Genomic DNA, 23,884 nt, shown 5'->3' on the forward strand with positions numbered 1-23,884 from the left:
CTAGTTATTTTTGCCAATTAAACTGAGCGACTTTTACATCAGAAGAGCTTGTTCCAACAAACAGGTTGAAATCACCCGGCTCCCACTGCCATTGAAGATCATGGTTATAGAATTTCAGGTCTTCGGTTGTTAATTCAAATTCAAGCTCTTTCGATTCTCCGGGTTCCAGGTAAATTTTTTGGAATTTTTTTAATTCTTTCACCGGTCTTACAAGCGATGCAACCGGATCATTCAGATAGAGCTGAACAGTCTCTTCTCCGGTGTAATTTCCGGTATTAGTCACGGTGATTTTTGCGGTCAATTTGCCTTTATCGCCAGTTACAAGCGTATCACTGAGTTGGATCTCACCATAACGAAATGAGGTGTAACTCAATCCATAGCCAAACGGGAATAAAGGTGAATTCAATTCATCCAGGTAGTAGGAATTGAATTTCATGATCCCGCCGCGCTGTCCATCAACATAAGGTCGCCCGGTATTTTTATGGTTATAGTAAATCGGTATTTGTCCTACAGAACGCGGGAATGTCATGGTTAGCTTACCCGAAGGATTGTACTTCCCGAATAAAACATCAGCAACGGCATCACCTGCCATCGTGCCCGGGCGCCACGCCTCCAGAATAGCATCGGCAAACTGCAAATCATCAGTCAAGGTTAACGGACGGCCATTGATGAGCACCAGAACCACCGGTTTTCCGGTAGCCTTAAGCGCCTTTAAAAGCTGACGCTGGCAGTTGGGAATTGAAATATCTGTTTTACTCTTTGCCTCACCCGACATATTCGATGTTTCACCTAAAACCGCGACAATGACGTCGGACTGATTTGCAGCTTCGATCGCCTTAGCAATCATTTCCGCTTGTTCCTGGTCATTGTAAAAACCACGGCTCTTTCCCAGGAATACCGGCTCATCAGTAATAAACGAGCCCTCCGTGTAAACGATCTTGTTCTGTTGTTTTTTCAGCCCATTGAGAATGGTTACAATGCTATCTGTTTCTCCCCGGAAGGACCACATACTGAACATTTGATTTTGCACATCGGCCAAAGGACCAACAAGCGCGATTTTGCTCTGTCTACTCAACGGAAGCGTTTGGTTTTCATTCTTTAAAAGCACCATCGATTTGCACGCGGCTTCTTTGGCAACTTGCTTGTGTTTTTCACATAAAAGAACCGTTGAGGCTTTCCCGGGATCGAAATTTCGATACGGGTTTTCAAACAAACCCAAATTGTACTTTGCCTCCAGAATTCTATGGCAGGCAGCATCAATCTGGTCGATGGTAATTTTCCCGTCATCCAATAGTTTTTGACACGAACCGGCAAAGCTTTCACTGGCCATGTCCATATCCAAACCAGCGATCAGTGCTTTGCCCGCAGCCTCCTCATAGTCGCTGGCAACACCGTGAGCAACCAGTTCCTGAATGCAATTGTAGTCGCTGACTACAAATCCTTTAAATCCCCACTCATCGCGCAACAAATCGGTTAACAACCATTTGTTAGCAGTGGCAGGAACCCCGTCAATATCGTTAAACGACGACATAATACTTCCTGCACCCGCTTTAATGGCCGCTTTATAGGGAGGTAAATAGTATTGGTACATGGTCAGACGACTCATGTCGGTGGTGTTGTAATCGCGACCTGCTTCAGCAGCGCCATACAAGGCGAAATGTTTAACACAAGCCATCAGGGAAGTTTCACTTTTCAAGTCATCTCCCTGATAACCTTTGATCATGGCACGTGCAACGACGGAACCCAAATAAGGATCTTCACCTGCACCTTCCATCACACGCCCCCAACGCGGATCACGGGTAATGTCAACCATGGGTGAAAACGTCCAGTTGTAGCCAACAGCTGATCCTTCAATGGCGGCAACCCGGGCTGTCTGTTCTATCAAGATAGAGTCCCACGAACAGGAAAGACCCAGCGGAATTGGGAATACGGTTTTGTAACCGTGAACAATATCCAGTCCGTTGAAAAAAGGGATTTTCAAACTGGTGCTATCAGCTAACGTCGCCTTTTTATGGATGAAGTCAGGCTCTCCCATCACCGAATAGACATTGCCGGCTGAGCCATCTTTCAATTTTAGAAAAGCATTTTTTGTGGCAAAAGGACCGGTTTTCGAAGTGGGTGTAACCAGATTTAACTGAGCAATTTTTTCAGCGATGGTCATCTTGCCCATGAGCGCCTTGATGAAAGCGTCACGTTGATCATTTGCATACACCTGTTGACTAAAAGCCAAAGTCAAGCACAAAATAAAAAGCGAAAATAAATTATTAATTAGTTTTTGAGCATTCATTAGATTTTATTTTTTGATGTCCTGTTTTCATCGAGGTTATGTGCAATTCATAATGCAACTAAAAACTGTACAAAACCCTAACTCAAATCAACTATGATGAAAACAATGATTTCAATTTACAATTCAATAGTGCATCCAATGGCTGCATACAATCCGTTTTATTTGAGCGTTTAGTCGAACAAAGTTCATTTATCCAAAAAAACTGGCCATTCCGGGTTTGTTATCACACGTAAATACGTCATTCAGATTTTGCCTTCAATTTGAATAATGGATTGTTCGGTTTCCGAAATCACTCATCCTGATTAATCGGAACCCAAGCAAAAACTTAAAAACCGTTTGTCGAAGGTTTTATTATCAAATACCAATAAATACTGAATTTTCGTACCGCCACTATTAATCCAATAAATCGGCTACACATTAATTCTTTTAAAACGAAAGAAACAAAAAGCTGTAAGGAGGAAGTTTAAAAACTCCTGGATATACCTTTTTCCCTTTAATATTAGGCAATGCTCCATCCGAGTTCAAATTAAGTACCTGACCGTTCAATTTCACTGTTTTTGTCTGAAGTTCATTGGCAGATTTTGGCTGAAATACATCAGCAGAAAACAAATATTGTTTAGCTTTTGCCGGAATGAAAATTGATTGTTCCGTATCTTTTGTATTCACGATCAATACAGCCATTCCTTTGGATGAATTTTTAAGACTATGTGCAAAAATATCGACACCGTCAGTTAATACTCCGGCATCATACACTTTTGTACCCATTAGTTTATTCCAAAGCAACGCAGCCCAATAATTAGGTCGTGGTTCTAAGGTATACTGGTCAAGTATTCCATATTCACTGGCACAAAGTGTATTATGCATAACAACCTGCACATTCCTTTTTGCCAATCGGCCTAATTGTTCCAGATAACGGAAACAATCCAAATAGGTTTCGGACAAGGGATTTCCACCACAGGAAGCTTCAGCTGTTTCGGTTAACCATATTGGAGCACATGGTTGATACTTATCTCGAAATTCTTCGTAATATTTTAAACCAAGTTCTGTTTTACTTAACCACTCTTTCGAAATCGCATTTTCAGGAGTTTGCCTGCCAAAACATCTTTTTGATAAGATACCATAATAATGATACGACCAGATATCAAAATTTGGTTTGGGATCTGCTGCAAATATTTGATCTGTTGTGAGAGAAATTCCGGGCATGATTCCCCCTTCACCCGTTGACCCCGGACCCGCAATTATCATTTCAGGCATTGCTGAACGAACAAAACTTTTAAACGCAGCAAAGTCCTTGTCAAAATAGTTTCCATCATAATTTTTGGGGGCATTTCCGTGACTGGCATGAGATGGTTCATTAAACATTTCGGCAACTGCTATTTCACCCCCAATCGATTTTGTATAATTAATTAGCGGTTCTACTTGAGCCGAAGTCCAGTTGCCCTCTTTATCTCTCATTCCATCACTAATAGCAAAAGATGCTGCTAATTTGCCATCGACAGCTTTACAAAAATCAATGACTCCCTTCCACTCCTTTCTGGTTAATACGTTTTCATACCCATCAGGAGCAGTTACCAACTTAGAATCATCGTTATCCTGAAAATAAGTTGAGTTAGCCCAGGTGCCACTCACCCGAATATAGGTTGGCCCCAGTTCGGAAGTAAGCATACGCAATTTTTTATCATACAGATTAACCGCAGGAATCTTTCTTTTTAAAGCATCAAACCCACCACCTCTTATCTTGGTCGAATCCAGCAGAACATAGGGTATCCAGAATCTGCCTCCGACAACTTCACACATTTCGACATTAAATGACTGATATCTTTCATTTACTTCAGCAATCTGTTTTAGGTTTCTCAGTTTTAGTCTGATAATATGCTCAGTTTGTCCCGGAGAAACAGGGTCTTTTGAATTATCTGTTTTTAAGTCAACCGCAAATGCACCTAAACACGTGGCGATAAGTATAAGCGTTACTATATATATTGTTTTCATTCTTCATGTAGATTAAATACTAAGATTAGTATCGGTTGTTTTTTTTTAGTTATTGAATTTCGTTGATTGTTTATTCCGTGGCCTTATTTATCAGAACCTGCTAATTTCAATAAGATGCTTATTTTGCGGACAGGATATTTCTTAAAAGAGAAAAATCCATTGGTATAAATGAAATTAAACTCGAAGAGTGGTTGTAAATTGAGTATCTTAAAGCAAACAAAGGTGTCCCCAATGTGAATCGTGTGATAATGTATTCACAAACCATCCCGCCTAACTTTAAGCGACATAATAATCAGGGAGAGAAGAAAAAAGAAGCCAGAAAGATGAAACTCATCTCCCTGACTTCTTCAGAACTATTTATTTTCTTTTACACGGGTGGCATATGCATCGAACATATCCATCATTGAACCTTCCATCTTATCTGCTTCGACCTTTTCCATGTACAAATAAACATCGTAACCACTTGCTACAAAATAGCAAGTTACATTGTCGTCTTTCTCTTCTACGCGAGTAAGTTTCGATGGTTCTTTTCCTTCTGACTTAAAAGTTCCTGTTAGCTTACCATCTTCACCTCTTGTCAGAATAAGAAGAGAATGAGCATCTCCACTTGGAGTACCTTCAGTTAGAATATCCCATTTCCCAGCATAATAATCTGCATTTTCTTGTGCTTTTGCAGAGTAATTTGTTAATGAAACAATTACCGCTGCGAAAATAAACATTATAAACTTTTTCATAATTCTATTGATTTAATTAAACATTATTAAAATTTAAAATCTACTGATAATTCAAATTGTCTTGGACGAATTGCAGAAGCTACAACAGCTTTTAACTGCTCTGCTTTTGCAACATCCATTTGCATTGAATTAACTAAGTCACCTTTAATACCTCTTTGATCAAGGAAATTGGTTACCTTAAACTTAAGTATTACATTACGGCTCATGTTGTAATCCAAACCTCCGAAACTTTCCCACCATGGTTTATAGGAAACAGTATTTAAAGCATTTCCATATTGTTTACCAAAATAGCGTAAGCTTAACCAAGCTTTCATTTTTCCCTGGAAAAATTTATAACTAGGATCAATTTCCAGTAATACTTTAGATAATTGTGTTACCTGATTGTTAGAATAGTTATAGGAACCTTCACCTGCCGGAACAGTTACACCATATGGTGTAGGAGTAGCATCAAATTTGTAGCTTAAGCTATAGTTTTTATACTGAGGGTTCTGTAGTGTAATCAAAAAATGGATATTAAAATTCTTAAATGGATTGGCAACAATATCAGTTGTCCAACCTAAGGTTTGAATATCATATAATTCCGGACCAAAATCATCTCTTACTAATTGTGCTAATCCTGCCATTTGTCCCAGACTTGCCTCAGCACTGGCATTATAAAGTGTTGTTTCTGTACTTTTAACATTTGCTTTTTTAATTCCTGTAATTTTTGAAACAAGATTTAATTTCGATCCTATATTAAAATAGACTCCTGCTCCGTACTTTGTAACAACAATTTCATTGTCCGTTGGTATTGTACTACGAGTATAGGTATTTCCATCTTCTGGAATTGGCGTTCCTTCAGGTCCACGTTTTGAATCCCAAAAAATATCCCAATAAGAATTGTAACATCCGTCAGCAATAACTCCGAAATTTTTAGTAAGCTTAAAAACTAAATTACCAACGGCAACCTTATTAAATTTATCTTTTTGTTCATATTCAATGAATTCAGATTCAACAGCTGCTTCATTGGAATTAAACTGATCATGTGTTTCTTTATAATTCTGATGCTCAATACGAAACCCTAATCCTAAATCAAGACGGTTACCCAAAGAAAAGTCATCTGAGAAATACAAGGCAGCTTTATTTACCTGATTATCATCTACCTTACCATTGTTTCCTGAACTTAGTACTTCTTCCGCATTAGTGCCATCAAAATAGGTAATAACAGTTCCTGTTGCAGTTCTTTGAGCTGTATAAATTCGCGGATTGGCTTCTACAGTCATAGTATACATCCCTGTTAAAGTTTCATATTCCCGATGAAACATTTGGTATTGACCACCTGCTCTTAATCGATGTGTTCCAATTTTCTTAGTGAATTGTAATCTGGAATTAGACATTGTAACATCAGCCTGAGGGATCAACTGATTCAAAGTCAACTGGCTGCCTATTCCACCATTAGCATCAGGATCAATATTAGTACTTAAAGGAAATATTACTCCCATAGTACCTTTCATTTTTTGAAAAAGTGATGTATATTCCATATCCCATCCATTATCAAACTGATGATCACCTACCAGATATATATTATGCGATAAAGACTGACTAAACTTATCATCATCCAAATTTGCAACCTTTGCGTTCCCATACGCATCTCTGTAAGGAATTAATCCGCTGCCGGGGATATATGAATCTTTGCCTAAATCAAAAGTAGGAAGTTCACTAAACTCACCATCTCCGTCGTTTTTTAAGGGCACATAATTCGACATGATTATTTTTGAATCAACTATCTTATAAATTAATTTAACACTACCTTTATTATACTTCTGTTGAATACCAATCTTACCCAAGCTAGTGTTATCGTACCAGTCTGTATACTGATAGTTAATTCCATTGCCTTTATCAAAGTTCTTGTAGGCACTAACAATATATCCTAAGCCCTTTTTATTCAGAGGCCCGGTAAATGTTGCATCATAACGAGAAGTACCGTTACTTGTTAAAGCAATTGAAGCGTAACCTTGATGCTTTCTTGAAGCATCTCTGGTAAAAGAACGCACAGGATTACCTACTTTACCATATAGCAATGCACCCTCTTCAAATGATAATAGACCTAGCTTAGTTAAGCTATTATCTTTTCTCCATGCGGCCAAAGGATTTGTTGGATAAAAATAGTAAACTACAGGCACACCATTTTCAGCAATAACAAGGTCACCTCTAAAAGGTAAACCAATATTCACATTTCGAGGTCCCGTTGAATTTTCAGCATTCAACATTACATTCCGGTTTTTCTCCTCCTTTTTCGAGATAAGGGTATCAGTAGTCTGTTGGGTCTTCACTTCACTTGCAGAATCCTTCTGTTCCTGCGAGTATACTTGCTTTGACATACCAAAGACAAGAACAACACATAAAGCACTTAATAATTTTTTCATAGATCAATATTTAGTGATAAAATAGAATTAGTTTTTTAACTGCTGACGATCAGTTAAAATTCAATTAGCTTTAAATTCAATATTCTTTCATTTCATTATTTATAATTTTTTTTAGATTATTTGTAAATTGTATATCCTATGCTGAGAATACTCTCTTCCAAGTATAGCTCCAACAATACAATCGTTTTCGATAACAATGCAAACATACTTGAATCTGCATTTTAAGCGTTCTGATTCTGTCACCCTTATAATCAACACGTCCGTTTAATCAAAATCTCACTGTGCGCATTTTGTAGGCACCTAATTAACTGATCGTTACAAAACAATCCTTATAAAAAAAACAACGATAAAAACAACCTACTAATAAAATAATGGAATAGACAAACAAAAAAAAAGCAATAAGAATAATGGGATGAAGTAATTGATAAGAAAAAGTTAATTATTATATAAACTCTTCTGAAATTAGGTAGAACAATGCACTAATTTACACCTAAAATATCAACTCAAAATAACGTTTTTAAATACACTATATAGCACACACCTTATTAGATATTGCTTAAATAAAGGCTTTCAGTCCAAAGTACTTTATTCTTAAATTAGTGTATTTGATTTTTTAAATTCAGTAGGAGTTAGATTGGTATATTTCTTAAAGAAATTGTTAAAGGCAGTTTTTGAATTAAATCCACATTCATATGCAATCGCAATAAAAGACCAATTTTTATGCGTAGGAGAAAGTATCAATTTCATTGCATATTCCGTACGGTACTCATTAACAAAAGTATAAAAGTTTTTTTTGAGATTTTCATTCAAAACTTGTGTAATATAGTGTTTAGGAATATCTGTTTGTTCCGAAAGTTTAGCTATTGATAATTCATTATCTTTCCAGGCTTCTGATTTATTCATAAAATCAATCAGTATTAGGGTGAAGTTTTCAGCTTGTTTTTCCTTTAAGCTCGATTTTTCATACCGTTCGGAATCCGGTTTTATAAATTTGCTTAAGCTGACCGATTTGTAATTTGAAATTAATTGATGCTGCCGGTATCCCCATATGCTTAAAATATAAACAAAGACCAGTAAGGCTCCGCTTCGGAACTTTTCAATGTGCTCGATGAATGATTTCTGAATATGGAATGCACTTATAAGTATAATAAAATTATAAACTAAAAAGTATGCTGTGATTACCGTAAACAGCCACCACAAATTTATTTTTCGGGATTCAAATGAGTAATTATTAGCAATTTGTCTTTTATGCCGAAACAGAATAATTAGAGATAAAATGGTGTAGATCCATAAACACAAAACAAATAAATGACCAACAATAGTCCTGACGTTTATAAGCTTACAGTAGTGTTCAATAAACGATTCCAGACTGTTTATTTCGCTGCTGTAAGTCAGCAAAACAATGGTTACTCCAATAAGTAATGGGGCAAAATTTAAATAGTCCTTTCGCAAAAAGTGATTGTGATCCTGGCTGATATACTTCGTATATAAATACAGGAATGTTGGAAAAGTAATTGCAAGATTAACTGAAAAAGGCCATAGTTCTTCGCTGATAGCATATAGATTCTTGACTACATTTAATAAAAACATCCCGGCTATCGTAAACAACCAACATCCCAGAATCCGATCAGCAACAGTAAGTGGTTTTTTTAGGAAAACCATTATTGCCACAAATATTGATTGGGCAAAACCAATGTAAATAAAAGCAATGTCCATATGTGTAAAGCTAATATTTTTTTTTGTGCTTCAAAATTGATATAATCTTCAGGTATAATAGTTATACATCATTTAAACAACTCATACACAGTACTGTATTTTATGAATTCAATCTAAAATTCAATATAATTCGGATAATAAAAGGTTCGATCTATTTCATTAACCCACCAAGAGAGGACAACAGAAAGATGTTAATTTCAATACTTTAGAAATCGAGCAGTTACATTCATTGTCATTTTTATTATACTTCAGTCTACAATCATTATTTGATTGCTTAAATTTTCAATGTACATCAAATATATTTTTTGATTAGCCACAATGATTGATAGCTTAATTTTCCTTCCAATTCAAGACAGGAAAACAAAAGAAAGTTGAATTCCGGATGATTCATACATTTCCTTTTAGAAAATTACCACCCAAAATCAGAATTTATATTTCGTCATGAGAATTATCCTTGTATAGTTTTGTTATTGCCAGAGAAGCCTTTTTCTTAAACCTTGCTCCTATATATGTTGATTTTCAATGGAATAGTTGCAGTATTACTTTTTTAGATTGTTATTCTTTTCCTCTGTAATGAGTAATTCTTACATAAAGGCAATGAATACTACTATTTTTTCACAGCATTTTGTAGCTGAAAAATTGATAAAAATAAGTAGTCGGAAAATCTTTATCACATGCAGGCAATTCAGATTTTCCGATAAACTTTTATTTTTAAGAATAAATAAATTACTCGTCTTCTAATACAATCTCATTTTTTGAACTGAACCCCATCTTTTGTTGTAATCTTTTTACCATATAGTAAACAACCGGCACAATAATCATTGATAGTAACATGGAAACTGTCAAACCACCAATCAAAGTCCAGCCAATACCATTTTTCCATTCGGCACCCTCACTTTGAGAGAAAGCCAATGGAATCAAACCAATGATCATGGAAACGTTGGTCATTAAAATAGGTCTGAAACGCAATTTTACGGCTTCAGAAATGGCTTCAACCAATTCTTTACCACCAGAGATTAATTCGTTGGCAAAGTCAACAATCAGAATAGCATTTTTGGCTACTAAACCAATAAGCATCACAATTCCCAAAATGGAAAAAATATTAAGAGTGCAATTCGTCAATGCCAATGCCCAAAGAGCACCTGAAATGGACAGCGGGATGGAAAACATCACCACAAACGGATCGGCCCAACTGTTGTATAAAACCACCATAATGAGGTAAACAGAAAGGATTGCGGCAAGGAAAGCTAATCCCAGATCAGCAAATGATTCTGCCATCAATTTAGTTTGTTTAGAGGTTGTAACCTTTGTTGATTCAGGGGCATTTAGTTCTTCAAGTTTTGAGGCAAATTCTGTTTGAATTGTGCTTTGAGAAACCCCAAGAACCTGACTTGTTAATTGAACGGATGGGTTCCGGTTATAGCGTTCCAAACGCGACGGACCATTTCCTTCTTTTACTTCTGCAAATTGAGACAATTTAATTAGTTGACCAGTACTCATGGATACAAACGAAATATCTTCCAAATCTTTTTTATCCCTGCGATTTATTTCATTAAGTTGAATATTAATATCATATTCCTTTTCTCCATCGCGAAATTTATTGTCTGTGTTGCCGGCAAATGAAGTTCTTAAGACAGCTCCAACTGTAGCAAGATTTAAACCCAGCTTACTCATTTTATTGCGGTCAACACTAATATTATATTCAGGGTTGTCCTGATCAACACTTAACTCAGTTTCCACGGTACCTTCAATTGATTTCATACAATTTAGTACTTGTTGCGAATAAACCAGAACACTGTCAATATCCCTACCAACAACGTAATATTTAAGTGGTGTATCTTCGTTCCCCATAATATTAAGCGAAACAGCTTTAATTTTCACACCAATAATCATCTCTTCCAATTTTGCACGTACTTTTCGGGCAAATATATTGGTGGATACTGTGCGTTGTTCTTTAGGAATAAGCTTAACCGAAACCTCTGTAAAATATGGAGTTGCAGTTGTACTGATAATACCTGATTTTTTACCTGCTGTAGTATAAACCATATCAACTTCAGGAAGGCTTCTCAAATAATTTTCCACGTTACGTGTAGTACTATTATTTTTATCAAGACTTATATCATGAGGGAATTCCATACGCAAAATAAAAGAACCCCGGTCACCTGCAGGAACGAACTCTCCTCCAATATATCCGGCAGGGAACAACATAAACGTTCCGAAGAAAATAGCTGTAGCCACAATAAGAGTAATGGCTTTATTTTTCAATGCCCAATGCATCCATCCCAAAATCCATGCATTCAATCCATCAATTCCACGCTCAAAGATATTGAGAGTTTTGCCTAAAAAGTTTTGTTTTGGAACAGCCAGTTTTGCCCATTTCGAGGTCATCCAGGGAACAAGCGTGAACGAAACCAATAGACTGATCAACATTGACACAACAATAGTTACAGCGTATTCACGCAAAATATCGCCAACGATGCCTGATACAAACGCAATAGGTAAAAATACCGCAACAAGTACAAGTGTAATTGCAGTAACGGTCATTCCCAATTCTTTTACAGCTTGATAAGATGCCTGAATACGGTTTTTTCCCATCTCCATATGACGGTAGATATTTTCAATAACTACAATCGCATCATCAACCAAGGAACCAACAACCAAGGAAAGTGATGTTAAACTAATCAGGTCGAATGAAAACCCAAATAGATACATGGCTGTAAAGGTTGAAATTAATGATGTTGGAATAGCAATTAAAACAAAGATTGAATTCCGCATACTTTGCAGGAAAACCAACATAATTAACGATACGAGAACGATAGCCAGTATCAGGTCATGAAAGACAGCATCAGCCGCCTGTATGGTAAATCGGGATTGATCATCAGCAATATCAAATTTTAAATCATGGTCGGCATAATTGGCTTCAAGTTCTGCAAATTTTTGTTTGATTAATTTTGCTACTTCAACTGAATTCGCTTCTTTTTGCTTACTAATCTCTATCCCAATAGTTTCCTGTCCGTCAATCCTTGTAATGTTGTCGGGATCTTTTATACCATCATAAATATCAGCAATATCCCCAAGCTTAACAATTCCACCGTCTTTGGATCCTCCAACAATGACTTCCTTTAACTCAGTAATTGAACGGATTTTTCCAGAGAGACGAATGGTCATCTCATTGGTATAAGTCTTCAGTTTCCCAGTTGGGAATTCCATATTGGCATATTCAATCATTTTGGTTACTTCAAGCAAATTCAGCTTATAGGCTTCCAATTTATCAGGATCCAACATGATTTTAATTTCACGTTCCAAACCTCCAATCAAATCAACTCTTGAAACACCAGGTATACTAGACAGATCCGGTTTGATCCGATCATCAACCAACTTAAAAAACTCAGTTCCGGAAAGCTTGCTGTTAACACCTGCAATGAATATTGGTAAGGTGTTCAAATCAAATTTGTCAACAGAAGGCGTTTGTATGTCTTCAGGAAGTTGAGACAGAATACTATTTGTCTTTTGAGTTGCCTGTTGTACCGCAACATCAGTGTTTGCATCCAGTGCCAACGATAAGGTCACAATAGAAAGATTTTCAATTGAAGTCGATTCAATTTCTTCAATCCCCTCCATTGATGCAAGAGCATCTTCAATTGGAATTGTTACCGATTGCTCTACCTCGTGAGGTCCTGCACCTGGGTAAATCGTTGTAACTACTATTGTAGCTGTTGAAATTTCCGGCATCAGGGCATATTTGATTTTTGTAGCCGAAAATATTCCTAACAATACCAAAATTGTGAATAATACGATTGGTACTGTGCTTCTTTTTATGGATAAGCTTACTAGTTTCATTGAAATGTATTTTAGTTTTTGTCCAAATGAAGTCTGTTAATTATTTGATTACTTCCACTGTTGCTCCGTCGAAAATGCTGTAGTTTCCGTCAATAATTACCTGTTCTCCGGAATTTAGTCCCTCGAGTACCTGAACTTGACTATCAATCACCTTTCCTATTGTTATTGTTTTTAAAACAGCTTTACCATTCGCAATGGTATATACACTTGCATCTTTTAATGAGCCATTTATAGCTTTTCTTGGAACAAAGAAACTTGCGGAGTCCGATTTCAATAAAATTTCAGATGATACAAACATACCCGCCTTCAACAGTTTTTCGCCGTTGTTTTTTAGTTTAATTTCTGTGTCGAAACTATTTCCATAACCCGCTTTTTTCCCGATATATGAAATATAGCCTTCAAAAAACTTATCCGGATAAATTGAGGAAGTTATAATTACTTTTTGTCCAATATTAATGCCACTATAATCTTGTTCGGAAATAGTCACCTTTAGTTTCAGATTTACAGCATCAATGATATTACAAATTTTAGCACCACCGCCAATAAATTGCCCCATATCGATATATTTATCTTCAATATAACCAGAAACAGGAGCTTTAATTTTAGTATCTTCCAATTGGCGGTTTGCCGAAATATATTTTGCCCGGGTTGTTTTAAGTTTCAGTTGTATATCCTCTAATTGTTGGCTTGTTGCGGCATTCTCTTTAACTAACTTCGTAAATCTGGCATCTTCTTTTTCTAATTGCTCTAATGCAGCTTTACTGGCATCAAGCTGCGCTTTTAATAGTTCGTCATCAACTTTGGCAATAATATCACCTTTGTTTACATAGTCGCCTTTCGACTTATAAATTTCAACAATTCGCCCTTGTGTTTCCGAAATCAGATTTAAATCAGTTTCCGATTCCAAAAATCCAGTTGAAGAAAATTTTGATACAGGCTTTATCGATTTAATAACAAGAGCTTTTACCGGGTAATACTGTCCTTTTATGTTGCCAAGTTCTGCTGTTTTCGTTGTAGATTCTTTATTTGCTTTAAGTTGTAGAAAACAAAGGGTACATATTATTGCAACTATGGCAATGTACATTAGTCGATTAATATTTTTTTTCATTTTATGATTTTTTGCTTGTCTTATGAATTATAGAGATAGTAAAAAGGTTTAATTACCCGATATTGAATAATTAATTAACAGTCCTTTTGATTTTAAGAGATCTATTTCGGCCTGTTTCATAGATATGAAATTTTGCACATAATTAATTTCGGCGTTACGTAAATCTTGTTCAGATATTAAAAAATCTGTTAAGGTGGAAATACCTTCATTGTATTTCACATCCTCCTGATGCCTTACTTCCTTCGCCAATTCAATGTTATCCAATTGTATTTGGCAATTCTTCACATTGGAATTATACTGCATCAGTGCATTGCTATATTGAAGCTGTAAACCTGTCATAACACTTAGCTTTTTGTTTTGTGTCACCTCCATGTCGTATTTGGCAGATCTGATTTTTGCGTTATTGGAAAAACCTGTGAATATTGGGATGGTCGCTTTAACACCAATCACCTTTATATTGTACCAGTCCTTGCTGCCATCAAAAAAATTAAATTTGTCTCTTATTCCTTGAAACATATAACTACCATACAAGGCAATATTTGGGTACTTTTCTGCCTGTTCAGTTTTTATTTGAAGCTTGTTTAATTCCAATGATTTATCGAGCAGTTTAATTTCAGTGAGGTTTTGAAAGTCTAATCCCTCAGCAAAACTTTGAGTTAAAAGGGAACCATCGAAAAGGAGTTGGAAATTAGTTGTATCAACTACAAGTTGTTCATCCGCTTCCATACCAATGATATATTTCAGATTATTCGTCTGTACATTAATGGCGGCTGTAACTTGTTCCTTGTTGGCTTGCAGGTTTGTGTAATTGATTGTAATTTTATCTGCGTCTGTTTTTAGTGCAAGACCTCCTTTAACTAAGGCATTAACTTTCTTTTTCATCTGGCTGAGAGATTGCATATTGCTTTCAATAATCTCTAAATTTTTGTAGATAGCCATTAAATTGTAATACTCCTTTAAAAGCAAATGAACCATTTCAACCTGAGCTTTCTCCACCTCCAGACCTCTTATTTCCGATGCCCGTTTTACCGTTTTTAAAGCGTTGATGTATTTCAAGGAAAAAAGAAGCTGAGATAACTGTATCGAAGCGTCCATGTTGTGTTTTAGCCCAAATGACAATGCCATATCTTCACCTCCTCCCATCAGGGATCCAGGAACAATAGTTGTTGGCAATTTTAAATAATTCTTATAATCTATTTCAGATTTTATCTGAGGCAATCCGTTTCCTCGAACTTCTTTTATCTTTTGTTCTCCTTTTAATTTATTAAGATTGGCTTCTTTTAACTGATAGTTGTTTTGCCTGGCAAAATCTAACATTTGCTGTAAATTCATTTTGTGTGTTTCTTGTGCCATTAAGCCGACAGAAAAAATGAACGACAATAAATTGATTAGGATAATTCTTTTTAATAACATATCATTATATTTTATTTGATACTACAGTTTGTTGAAATGACATCGGCAATTTTATAGATAATGTCAGTTATTGTAGTACCATCTCAATTTTATTTAGAATATAGACGTCCTGTTTTTAAAGTGGCACCCATAAGACGCTGTATGAGAGAAGCATATTGGAGACAGTGTTTTTTATTTAGAACAACTTCTATCCTATACCGATACTATGTATGGATGAAAAAATGTAATCTTCTCAATTAGCAAATAGAGAGTAAAGAATGATTTAGCTGTGAAAAAATGATTAATTAGATAACCGCCATGTTCTGGGTGTCTGAAATAAAATTGGCTGTTTTTACTCGAATTATAAATTTGTATTGTTATTGCTGCAATTAGATAAGTAAGAGTAATTTTTATAAAAATATAATAATGGATGTAATCAATATATACGGAGTTGTAATTTCAACTTTAGGTGCTGTTTTTATTTTTACATTAAAAGATATAAGCAAAGCAGGCAACAGAATGTTATTTTCATTTTTCGCAACATTTATAACTAAATATTCTTTAGAACTTCTTAATGAAAATCTAAATAATTTGTTACTTTCGAATATCTCCTCATCTATAAGTTTAGCTAAATATATTTTTTTCTTCTTGTATTTAAAATATATGACATCAGACCTGAAGCGAATTAAACAAAAGGATATCCTGTTCTTTTTGCCCTCCAGCCTTTTGTTGATTTATATGGTTGCTGCAAAGTATGATTTTGTTACAGGGTATGTTAATCCTAATATTCATTTTCAAATAATTAACAGATTATTTTCTGTATTCATGGCTGTTTTTCTAATACTTTCATTTAATATATTAAAGAGACACCATAAGGAGTTAAAAAACTATTATTCATATGAATCAGCAAAGATCAGTTTGGTTTGGGTGGTTGGCATTCTTACATATGATGTTATTATTCATTTAGTAGGCGTAGGATGGAATATTTTTAGCAGTAATATGGTTGTTGATATCTATATCAAAATAAGCCGTTTTTATATGTTTAATGAAACTATTACTTTATTAATAATTATGGTATTGGGAATTTGGCAAAGTACTATTTCACCCACTCAGATTGCTAAGTTGGTTGCCAAAAAGGAAGTAAATGAAAAACTTGGTTCGTATGTTCCCATCTTAAAAGCTTATATGGAGAAAAATAAACCTTATATAGATGGAAATTTGTCAATAGATAGCCTTGCAGAGCAGTTAAATTTAAAACGTCAGGATTTGTCTGAAATAATTAATTTTCACCTAAAAACCAATTTTTTCAATTTTATTAAGGAGTACAGGGTAAATCATATGATCGAACTAATGAAGAACGATAATTCTGACAATATTAAACTTCTGTATTTGGCATTTGATAGCGGGTTTAATAGTAAATCTGCATTTAACAGGGCTTTTAAAGAAGTTACGGGTAAAACCCCCTCAGAGTATATGAGTTTATTTAAAAGCTAAATGTAATTTATATCGACTCATTTATACTTGATATTAATTCATCCCATTATCCGACACATCCTAAAATAGAGAAATATGATTTCTTAACCTTCCTTTGGGAATCAGTCCATCGAAAAAAGGAAACATACTTGTGCTCCTGTATGGTTTATCACTTACGGGCAAGCTTAGGCTCACCGATTCCGGATTTTCCAACTGGAGATAATCCTCCTCATACGCAAAAACAAATCCCTCTTCATTTTCGATGATGGTGCCTGCCCACTGATCGTGCATATAAACTTTTGCTTTTCGCATGACTTAGATTTTTTTACTTACAGGAACCGGCCCCAACTCCTGACCAAACAAGTTTAAGACCTGATTGACTTTGTCCATGCGCAAAGATTCTTTGCCTTGCTCAAGGTCGCGAATAAAACGTATTCCTACTCCAGCTTTATCCGCCAAATCCTGTTGAGTCAGGTTCAGTAATTTTCTTTTCTCTTTTGTGAAAACAGATAATGACATGTGCGAGATATTTAATTATTTATACCTTATCGGGTATAAATATACAACATTCTACAAAACTATACCTTATCGGGTATAAAATAATATCTACAGGAGTGATTTATACCTTTTCGGGTATAGTTTTAAATAAATCAATAAGAAGTTGATTTATTTTAAAGGCTGTTAGATCTGAAAAAAGACGTTGACAGATTGGTTTTTGTATTTTTATTGAAATTGTTAAGTGTCCCATGCCAGACGGGCTGTTCTTTTATTCATTCGTAAATTTTACGGGTATTCTATGAGCTCGAAAAGCTTAGTTATCAGTAACTCAAAAGAAACAAAAAATCAAGGCTGCGGCGCTCTGTGCCTCATTACGTTTTAAAATCTGTAAAAAATAATGCTCTTATCTGGAATGAAAGCATCAAGATGTTAAAATCTCTTCCTGCTACAGGTCTGCTTCATCAGCGATCTCCTCTAAATCATCTTCTAACAGCGCTTTTCCTTTTCTCATGTATTCATTAAATGCATCCCAATTATAGGTGTCTTTTTCGTTTCTGTTGATGTGTTTCGCCACATCAAAAAGATAATCCAAACCACATTCTTTAAAAAGGGTAAAAATTCCTTGTTCAGGATTCATTTCGCTGGAAGCAAACACTTCCAGTTTGGCAATGTTCCAATAAGTAATTTCCTCTTTGCTTAAGCCTGATAATTTTTCCAGCTTATCACCTTCGGGAGTACCACGCTGTGTCACAAAAAGAAAAGTGCTGATAACAAGCTTGTCACCCACCGGCCCGGCAATAAAATACCCCAACTTAAAATCTTTGTAACAAATCGGAAACAATACATTTCTACGATAAATAAAAGGCTCTTTATTCCTCATACTAATACCGATGTAACTTTGTGCAGCATCCTCTCCAATGGGTGCAGTCCGGCTTAGATATCTTATCAGTGCATGATTTTGAATGCAGACAGGAAGTTCTTCCTCATCTCCTTTGTATAAGCCGGATAACTTCGCAGCCGAAATGCTGATCCATTGAGGTTCATCATTTACACTTTGGCAGCCTATCTGATAAACAATTCTTTTGATCCCATTTATTTTCACTTTACTAACCCGCGGTTCAACGCTACATATCTTTAGAGTATGATACAAGCCATGCACATCATCTTTTCTGTATTCATATGAAGTTTTGAAAGTGTGCATGGTTGTCGTAAATGGATTTGAAACAATAAGTATCCTGTTGTAATTCCAATACAAATCCGATATTGGGTTTTCAATTTTAGCAAAATGCCTAAATAATACATGCAAAGACTTTTTGATTTCAGCAGCTCTTGTTTCAGGAACATAGGAGTGCCATGCTATGAACCGCTCAACGGCCACCATAGCAATCACCGAAACCGGATTTTGTCCTTCTATCAAAACGGATTTTTCCTGCTGGCAAAACAGCTGACAGAAATGCTTGTAGTATTTCATTTTCTCTCTACTGATCTTATGCCCTGCCATCAATTTCGGCTCCATAAAATGCATGCGAAGCCTGTAAATTTCTTTTATCTCCTGCTGACTTAGTATGCCTAAAGCATCGGCACAACCAAGTAATTGGCACACTTGTTTTATCCGATTAAAATTGACATTTATGGCCACACTTTCGTTGTACTTTACAGCGGGTGTTTTCCTTTTTCCTTTCCTACTCATCAAGCCCCTCCTCAACCAATTCTTCAAGCATTTCATCTTCTGCTCCCTCATCAAATAGTTCTGTTTTCCCCTGATTGATGTATGCGTTTAAAGCTTCCCAATTGTAATTTCTCTGCTCCTTTTCACAGCCTATTGATTGTACAGTAAATAAATGACTTATTCCTGCATCCTCAAATGCTTTCCTCATTTCATGATTAGTCTCCAAATTTGAACCGAAGAAATTTTCAAGGCTGCCAATTTTCCAGTACGATATTTCTTCTTTACTCAAACCCAATACTTTTTCCAGCTTATCACCTTCGGGCGTATAATGATGAGTCAAAAATAAAAATGTCTTAATGATCAATCTATCTTTATTAATTACGCCTAAGAAATAACCACATTTTAGATTTATATGAAAATACGGAATCAAGATATTTCCCTTGTAGATTTCAATCTTAAGAGAAGTTTGTAAAGTATAACTAAGCTGATGGATAATATCCATACCAGATAGTGGTTTTAATCGCTCCAACAACCGATTATAGGCGTGATTTTGAATACACAGCGGCAATTCCTTTTTATCACCACGGTATACTCCCTGAAGGCTTTTTACAGGTACAGACACCCAATTCATAGTAAAGCCATAATCCAAATACCCTAACTGAAATACTTTCCTGAGTTTACCATTTTCGATATAATTACCCGAACGGCACGGAACAGCCTCTAAAGTTGAAAAATAATGCATCCCGAGTGTTGGATATTCCTTCACCTTAAAATCAAACTTCAGATTGTATAAGGTATCGTTAAAAATGTTGGTCCCATTGGCAGTAATCGTATAATGAAAAATAATTGTCTTAATCGCGTCCTGCAAAGTCCCCAATTTTAACCGCATAGGAGTAAAGGCAATCTGCAATTGATTTTTTCTTTCACCTGTCAAGTTGTCAAACGAAGTTAAAAATTGCAATCCTGCAAGAATTTCAAAATTGGTGAGTTCTACTTCCCTATCCGGCTGCAGTTTGTAAATACTGTCAGCATAAAAATCCTGCACATACTTCGTAAAAAATTCTAATGCATCTTTTGAAACAGCCTTTTTGTTCTTAAACTTAATAGATCCTATATAAACTCTATGTCCGAAGGCATTACTTTTTTCATCTTTTGAAAGAAGTTTAAATGCAGTTTCACAATCGGTCTGGTAACATATACGTTCTAAAATTTTTAAATATTTTTTTTTTAGTACAGGATTGTTATGAGGACTGTTATCCCGTTTTCTTACTTGCGAAGTATTTGTTTTCTTTCTCTTTTTGGACATCGAACATCTGATTTAAAATGCAGGTGTTAAATTAACAATATACCCGCAAATAAAAATAAAAACCTCTTATTTTATATAACAATTTTATTATTATTTGTCAGGTGTTATTTAAATGCTGTCCGATCTTAGCCCCTGACAGGTTCGATTTAAAGGATTGAAAACCCTTTACCCGCAAATTACACATCTACGAAAGCAGGGAGAAAACCCTGATGAATTCTTTGCCGAAACCCGGGGGACAGAACGCCATATTTCCTCTTTTCATAAACTTGGCACATTTGACACATCGAAATTATTATAAATTTACTTAACTTTCTAAACTTACAACGAGCAAATTACACAAATCACTGCAAAACAACACACTAACACAACAACAGAACAAAACAGTAGAATAAATTTATACTATGAGATTTGAATTGACATTGAACCGTACCACAAAGCAACGCATGTTGCCTATGGATTACCAGTATTACATTAGTGCCTGGATTTACAAGGTGCTTAAACAAGCCGATAAAGACTTTGCCTCTTTTTTGCACGAGAAAGGCTACGGCCAAAGTGAAACAAAACTTTACAAACTTTTTTGTTTCTCACAAATGAATTTTGGAAAACCAAAACTATGGAAAGAGAAAAAACTTTTCGAAATATCAGCTCATGAAATCAAGCTGCAAATTTCATTTGATGTAAACGAAGCGGCCTCCACTTTTATAAAAGGCTTGTTTATGCAACAGGAATTTTATCTGGGTGATAAATTTAATGGAATCGATTTTAAAGTTGCTAATGCTGCAGTTTTGCCCGAACCCGAGTTCACTGAAAATATGCACTACCATTTACAAACGCCATGGGTGGTAAGCTGCCAAACTGAAAATAATAAATACCCTCAATACCTTTCGCCTAAGGATGAAAGTTTTGAAACTTTTGCAGTAAAACACCTGATTGAGAAATACAATAATACAAGGAATCAGGAATCCGTTTCTTCAAAACAAATAACATTAAAGCAAACAAGCGGTTTTAAACGTGCCGGTTTTGTAATGAAACCAGATACCAAAGAACAGTCGAGGATAGTAGGGAATTTGTTTGAGTTTAAACTAACAGCACCTGTTGCTGTGCAAAAAATGATTTGGAATGCCGGATGCAGCGAGAAAAGTTCGAGTGGTTTTGGTTGGCTTGAGAAAATTGAAAGAAATTGCGAAAGGTGATTGAGGAAATGAGTTTACGAAACACCTGCCTGCAGCAAAGAAATAAGCGCTTACAGTGAAACGGAAAGCATTTACAGACAAGAAACAGGTGCTGACAAGAAAGAAACATGTACTTACACGAAAGAAATGGATGCTTACAATAAGGAAATAGGCAAATGCAACAAAGAAATGCCTGTACGCAACTACGAATTAACTCCTCTCTTTATGGAATTTTCCATCCGTGGGGACAAATAAATAATTTTAAATTATACAGTATTATGAATCAACGACAAATGAACAGCAAGCACATGTTAGATGTCTCGCTATCCTATCTCAACGCAAATTCTGCTGTTTGGCAAAGCATTGCCAAAATCGGCGAAGTAAAAAACCAACTTGATGCCATTAGTCTGGCCGTAGACAATGCTGCCGACGAGCAGGAACAATCGCAGGTGGCGATTGGGAAAATTAAACTGACACTTAAACACACAATCTGTGAAAAGGCCGATATTTTAAACGACATTGTTGAAGTGTTTGCCCTGATGAACGATAACCAGATACTGGCTGACAAAATGAGCGATAGTGCTACCGACTTGTTTAAAATGAAAAACGAAGACAGCTTGCGCCGTGTGAAACAAATTATTACTGCGGCCAGCGAAAACCAAGAGGTACTAATTGCCGGTTACGGACTTACTGCCGAACAAATTACCGATCTGCAAGCCGACTGCGACCACTTTCTGGAACTGAACGGACAACCGCGCGAATACCAAATTAAATCGGGCATGGCTACAAAAAGCCTCGAAGAACTTTTTAACGAAACAAAAAACCTGCTCGATAATCAGCTCGATAACCTGATGAAAATTTTTAAACGCCGCAACTCTTCCTTCTACAACGGTTACCTAAAAGCCCGTATGGTGGTGGATTATTAGGCTGAAAAATAAATTAAATGATAAACCTTCAAGGTTTTTAAAACCTTGAAGGTTTGGAAAAAAAATAAACAGATGAGAATACACATCACAACTACACCTTCAAAACAAACTATTGATTTTAATCATTTGCATCTATTAACAGGTACAATCCACAAATGGTTTGGAAAAAACGAATTTCACGATTCCATTTCACTTTACTCATTCTCTAATTTAACGGGAGCTAAAGCTTCAAAAAAAGGATTAGACTTCCCGAACGGAGCCAGTTTCTTTATCAGTTGCTGGAATAATGAACTAGCCAGACTGCTAGTAATAGGAATCCAAAATAATCCAGAAATGTTTTTTGGCATGAAAGCAAGTGAAATTATCTTGCAGGAGAATCCGGAATTTTCAACAAAATCAGATTTTCAGATTGGAAGTCCAATTTATATTCAGCGCAATCTGGAAAATGGCAGAAAAAAATTCTACTATTTCGATGATAAAGAATCTCCAGACCTTCTTGCAGAAACACTTACCGCAAAAATGATAAATGCTGGTTTAGCTGAAGACAAAACATTAAGAATAACTTTCGATCAAAACTACCACAGAAAAAGCACTAAAAAAATCGATTACAAAAAAGGCAGTCAAATCATAAAAATTCGTGCCAGTTGGTGCCCGATAATTATTCAAGGCAAGCCCGAAACCAAAGAATTTGCTTGGAATGTAGGTATTGGCAATAGCACAGGAATTGGATTTGGGGCAATTAAATAAAACAAGCATGATATACATTGTAAAATACACAGGTCCATTTGGTTTTATTAAACCATGGACAGCAGTAAGAGATAGCGAAACTTACTCTCAACAATTTCTTACGCCTTCGATTGTTGCAGGAATAGAACGTAAATTATTTCCTGAATTATTGAAAGATGATGATGGGGAGATTAAAAAAATAACAGGGCATAGATTAAGCTACAAACAAATTTCGCAACAACAAGAGCAAACACAGCCGCGAGGATGGAACGAGAAAGGAAGAGGAACAAATAAGGAGTACTATAGACCTTATGCTATTCTTGTTCGTGGCGTGATGCTTGAACCAACGCTATTTCTTGCTTTTAAGAATTTTGCAGATGCCGAAATAGCTAGCAGACAACACATCTGCTTATGTAGAAACGAAGATATTCTATATCCAACAGAAGAGATTATTAAGGTTTCAAAAGAGGAATTTGATACCGATGAAGAATTATTTGCAGGTTTTGAACTGGTTTTTGAAAAAGACGATAAATCGTTTTTGGTTGGATACAATAGGTTTAAAGAGAGTGAACCGATGTATGGCAGCCTTAAAGTGGTTGGCACACCTGTGAAAAGCAATTATTAAACGGCAAAAATAACGCAA

The 23,884-nt window shown here is 35.7% G+C and carries 17 protein-coding genes; 5 read left to right on the forward strand and 12 right to left on the reverse strand.

Annotated features, from left to right (window positions below):
- Positions 1-4 precede the first annotated feature (4 nt).
- The 8 genes from bglX to ACHZAX_RS13640 form a co-directional block, all read right to left on the reverse strand.
- A complete protein-coding gene (gene bglX / locus ACHZAX_RS13605) occupies positions 5-2,287 on the reverse strand; it encodes a beta-glucosidase BglX (protein WP_320019505.1) in 2,283 nt (760 codons plus the stop codon).
- A 426-nt stretch (positions 2,288-2,713) separates the two neighbouring features.
- Complete coding sequence (locus ACHZAX_RS13610) at positions 2,714-4,276, reverse strand: hypothetical protein (protein ID WP_320019506.1); 1,563 nt, start codon at positions 4,274-4,276, stop codon at positions 2,714-2,716.
- 353 nt (positions 4,277-4,629) lie between these two features.
- Positions 4,630-5,010, reverse strand: a complete 381-nt coding sequence (locus ACHZAX_RS13615) for a Rab5-interacting family protein (protein ID WP_101310201.1) — start codon at positions 5,008-5,010, stop codon at positions 4,630-4,632.
- A gap of 26 nt (positions 5,011-5,036) precedes the next feature.
- Positions 5,037-7,415 carry a hypothetical protein gene (locus ACHZAX_RS13620; RefSeq protein WP_320019507.1) on the reverse strand — a complete coding sequence of 793 codons (2,379 nt, stop codon included), beginning with the start codon at positions 7,413-7,415 and terminating at the stop codon, positions 5,037-5,039.
- 591 nt (positions 7,416-8,006) lie between these two features.
- Positions 8,007-9,131, reverse strand: a complete 1,125-nt coding sequence (locus tag ACHZAX_RS13625; RefSeq protein WP_320019508.1) for a helix-turn-helix domain-containing protein — start codon at positions 9,129-9,131, stop codon at positions 8,007-8,009.
- A 726-nt stretch (positions 9,132-9,857) separates the two neighbouring features.
- Complete coding sequence (locus ACHZAX_RS13630; RefSeq protein ID WP_320019509.1) at positions 9,858-12,971, reverse strand: efflux RND transporter permease subunit; 3,114 nt, start codon at positions 12,969-12,971, stop codon at positions 9,858-9,860.
- 40 nt (positions 12,972-13,011) lie between these two features.
- Positions 13,012-14,079 (reverse strand): efflux RND transporter periplasmic adaptor subunit, encoded by a 1,068-nt coding sequence (locus ACHZAX_RS13635; RefSeq protein WP_320019510.1) that lies wholly within the window; start codon positions 14,077-14,079, stop codon positions 13,012-13,014.
- Between the two features lie 48 nt (positions 14,080-14,127).
- Complete coding sequence (locus ACHZAX_RS13640; RefSeq protein WP_101310196.1) at positions 14,128-15,492, reverse strand: TolC family protein; 1,365 nt, start codon at positions 15,490-15,492, stop codon at positions 14,128-14,130.
- A gap of 405 nt (positions 15,493-15,897) precedes the next feature.
- Here ACHZAX_RS13640 and ACHZAX_RS13645 point away from each other — a divergent pair, with 405 nt between their 5' ends.
- A complete protein-coding gene (locus ACHZAX_RS13645; protein WP_101310195.1) occupies positions 15,898-16,965 on the forward strand; it encodes a helix-turn-helix domain-containing protein in 1,068 nt (355 codons plus the stop codon).
- A gap of 60 nt (positions 16,966-17,025) precedes the next feature.
- On the opposite strand, the gene ACHZAX_RS13650 is transcribed toward ACHZAX_RS13645, so the two are convergent.
- From ACHZAX_RS13650 to ACHZAX_RS13665, 4 genes are all read right to left on the reverse strand, one after another.
- Positions 17,026-17,256: a HipA N-terminal domain-containing protein gene (locus ACHZAX_RS13650; protein ID WP_320019511.1), complete on the reverse strand. Its 231-nt coding sequence runs from the start codon at positions 17,254-17,256 to the stop codon at positions 17,026-17,028.
- 3 nt (positions 17,257-17,259) lie between these two features.
- Positions 17,260-17,463: a helix-turn-helix transcriptional regulator gene (locus tag ACHZAX_RS13655; RefSeq protein ID WP_101309083.1), complete on the reverse strand. Its 204-nt coding sequence runs from the start codon at positions 17,461-17,463 to the stop codon at positions 17,260-17,262.
- A gap of 424 nt (positions 17,464-17,887) precedes the next feature.
- On the reverse strand, positions 17,888-19,132 hold the full coding sequence (locus ACHZAX_RS13660; protein ID WP_320019512.1) for a hypothetical protein: 1,245 nt from the start codon (positions 19,130-19,132) through the stop codon (positions 17,888-17,890).
- Positions 19,125-20,417, reverse strand: coding sequence for a hypothetical protein (locus ACHZAX_RS13665; RefSeq protein ID WP_320019513.1), 1,293 nt, complete (start codon positions 20,415-20,417; stop codon positions 19,125-19,127). The genes ACHZAX_RS13660 and ACHZAX_RS13665 overlap by 8 nt, the downstream gene beginning before the upstream one ends.
- A 401-nt stretch (positions 20,418-20,818) precedes the next feature.
- Between ACHZAX_RS13665 and cas6 (ACHZAX_RS13670) the strand changes: the two genes are divergently transcribed.
- From cas6 (ACHZAX_RS13670) to ACHZAX_RS13685, 4 genes are all read left to right on the forward strand, one after another.
- Entirely contained in the window at positions 20,819-21,610 is a 792-nt protein-coding gene (gene cas6, locus ACHZAX_RS13670; RefSeq protein ID WP_245870297.1) for a CRISPR-associated endoribonuclease Cas6, read from the forward strand.
- Positions 21,611-21,765: 155 nt separating this feature from the next.
- Positions 21,766-22,515, forward strand: a complete 750-nt coding sequence (locus tag ACHZAX_RS13675; protein WP_320019514.1) for a hypothetical protein — start codon at positions 21,766-21,768, stop codon at positions 22,513-22,515.
- A 72-nt stretch (positions 22,516-22,587) separates the two neighbouring features.
- Positions 22,588-23,262 (forward strand): CRISPR-associated endoribonuclease Cas6, encoded by a 675-nt coding sequence (gene cas6, locus ACHZAX_RS13680; RefSeq protein ID WP_320019515.1) that lies wholly within the window; start codon positions 22,588-22,590, stop codon positions 23,260-23,262.
- Between the two features lie 7 nt (positions 23,263-23,269).
- Entirely contained in the window at positions 23,270-23,866 is a 597-nt protein-coding gene (locus ACHZAX_RS13685; protein ID WP_320019516.1) for a hypothetical protein, read from the forward strand.
- Positions 23,867-23,884 lie beyond the last annotated feature (18 nt).

The sequence above is a fragment of the Labilibaculum manganireducens genome (assembly GCF_963665805.2).
In the GTDB taxonomy this organism is placed as follows: domain Bacteria; phylum Bacteroidota; class Bacteroidia; order Bacteroidales; family Marinifilaceae; genus Labilibaculum; species Labilibaculum manganireducens.

Coding starts and splice junctions, on each gene's coding strand:
- ACHZAX_RS13635 (WP_320019510.1), bottom strand. CDS start 14,079: ATGAAAAAAAATATTAATCGACTAATGTACATTGCCATAGTTGCAATA.
- ACHZAX_RS13650 (WP_320019511.1), bottom strand. CDS start 17,256: ATGCGAAAAGCAAAAGTTTATATGCACGATCAGTGGGCAGGCACCATC.
- ACHZAX_RS13685 (WP_320019516.1), top strand. CDS start 23,270: ATGATATACATTGTAAAATACACAGGTCCATTTGGTTTTATTAAACCA.
- ACHZAX_RS13660 (WP_320019512.1), bottom strand. CDS start 19,132: ATGAGTAGGAAAGGAAAAAGGAAAACACCCGCTGTAAAGTACAACGAA.
- cas6 (WP_320019515.1), top strand. CDS start 22,588: ATGAGAATACACATCACAACTACACCTTCAAAACAAACTATTGATTTT.
- cas6 (WP_245870297.1), top strand. CDS start 20,819: ATGAGATTTGAATTGACATTGAACCGTACCACAAAGCAACGCATGTTG.
- ACHZAX_RS13645 (WP_101310195.1), top strand. CDS start 15,898: ATGGATGTAATCAATATATACGGAGTTGTAATTTCAACTTTAGGTGCT.
- ACHZAX_RS13630 (WP_320019509.1), bottom strand. CDS start 12,971: ATGAAACTAGTAAGCTTATCCATAAAAAGAAGCACAGTACCAATCGTA.
- ACHZAX_RS13655 (WP_101309083.1), bottom strand. CDS start 17,463: ATGTCATTATCTGTTTTCACAAAAGAGAAAAGAAAATTACTGAACCTG.
- bglX (WP_320019505.1), bottom strand. CDS start 2,287: ATGAATGCTCAAAAACTAATTAATAATTTATTTTCGCTTTTTATTTTG.
- ACHZAX_RS13665 (WP_320019513.1), bottom strand. CDS start 20,417: ATGTCCAAAAAGAGAAAGAAAACAAATACTTCGCAAGTAAGAAAACGG.
- ACHZAX_RS13620 (WP_320019507.1), bottom strand. CDS start 7,415: ATGAAAAAATTATTAAGTGCTTTATGTGTTGTTCTTGTCTTTGGTATG.
- ACHZAX_RS13640 (WP_101310196.1), bottom strand. CDS start 15,492: ATGTTATTAAAAAGAATTATCCTAATCAATTTATTGTCGTTCATTTTT.
- ACHZAX_RS13610 (WP_320019506.1), bottom strand. CDS start 4,276: ATGAAAACAATATATATAGTAACGCTTATACTTATCGCCACGTGTTTA.
- ACHZAX_RS13615 (WP_101310201.1), bottom strand. CDS start 5,010: ATGAAAAAGTTTATAATGTTTATTTTCGCAGCGGTAATTGTTTCATTA.
- ACHZAX_RS13625 (WP_320019508.1), bottom strand. CDS start 9,131: ATGGACATTGCTTTTATTTACATTGGTTTTGCCCAATCAATATTTGTG.
- ACHZAX_RS13675 (WP_320019514.1), top strand. CDS start 21,766: ATGCAACAAAGAAATGCCTGTACGCAACTACGAATTAACTCCTCTCTT.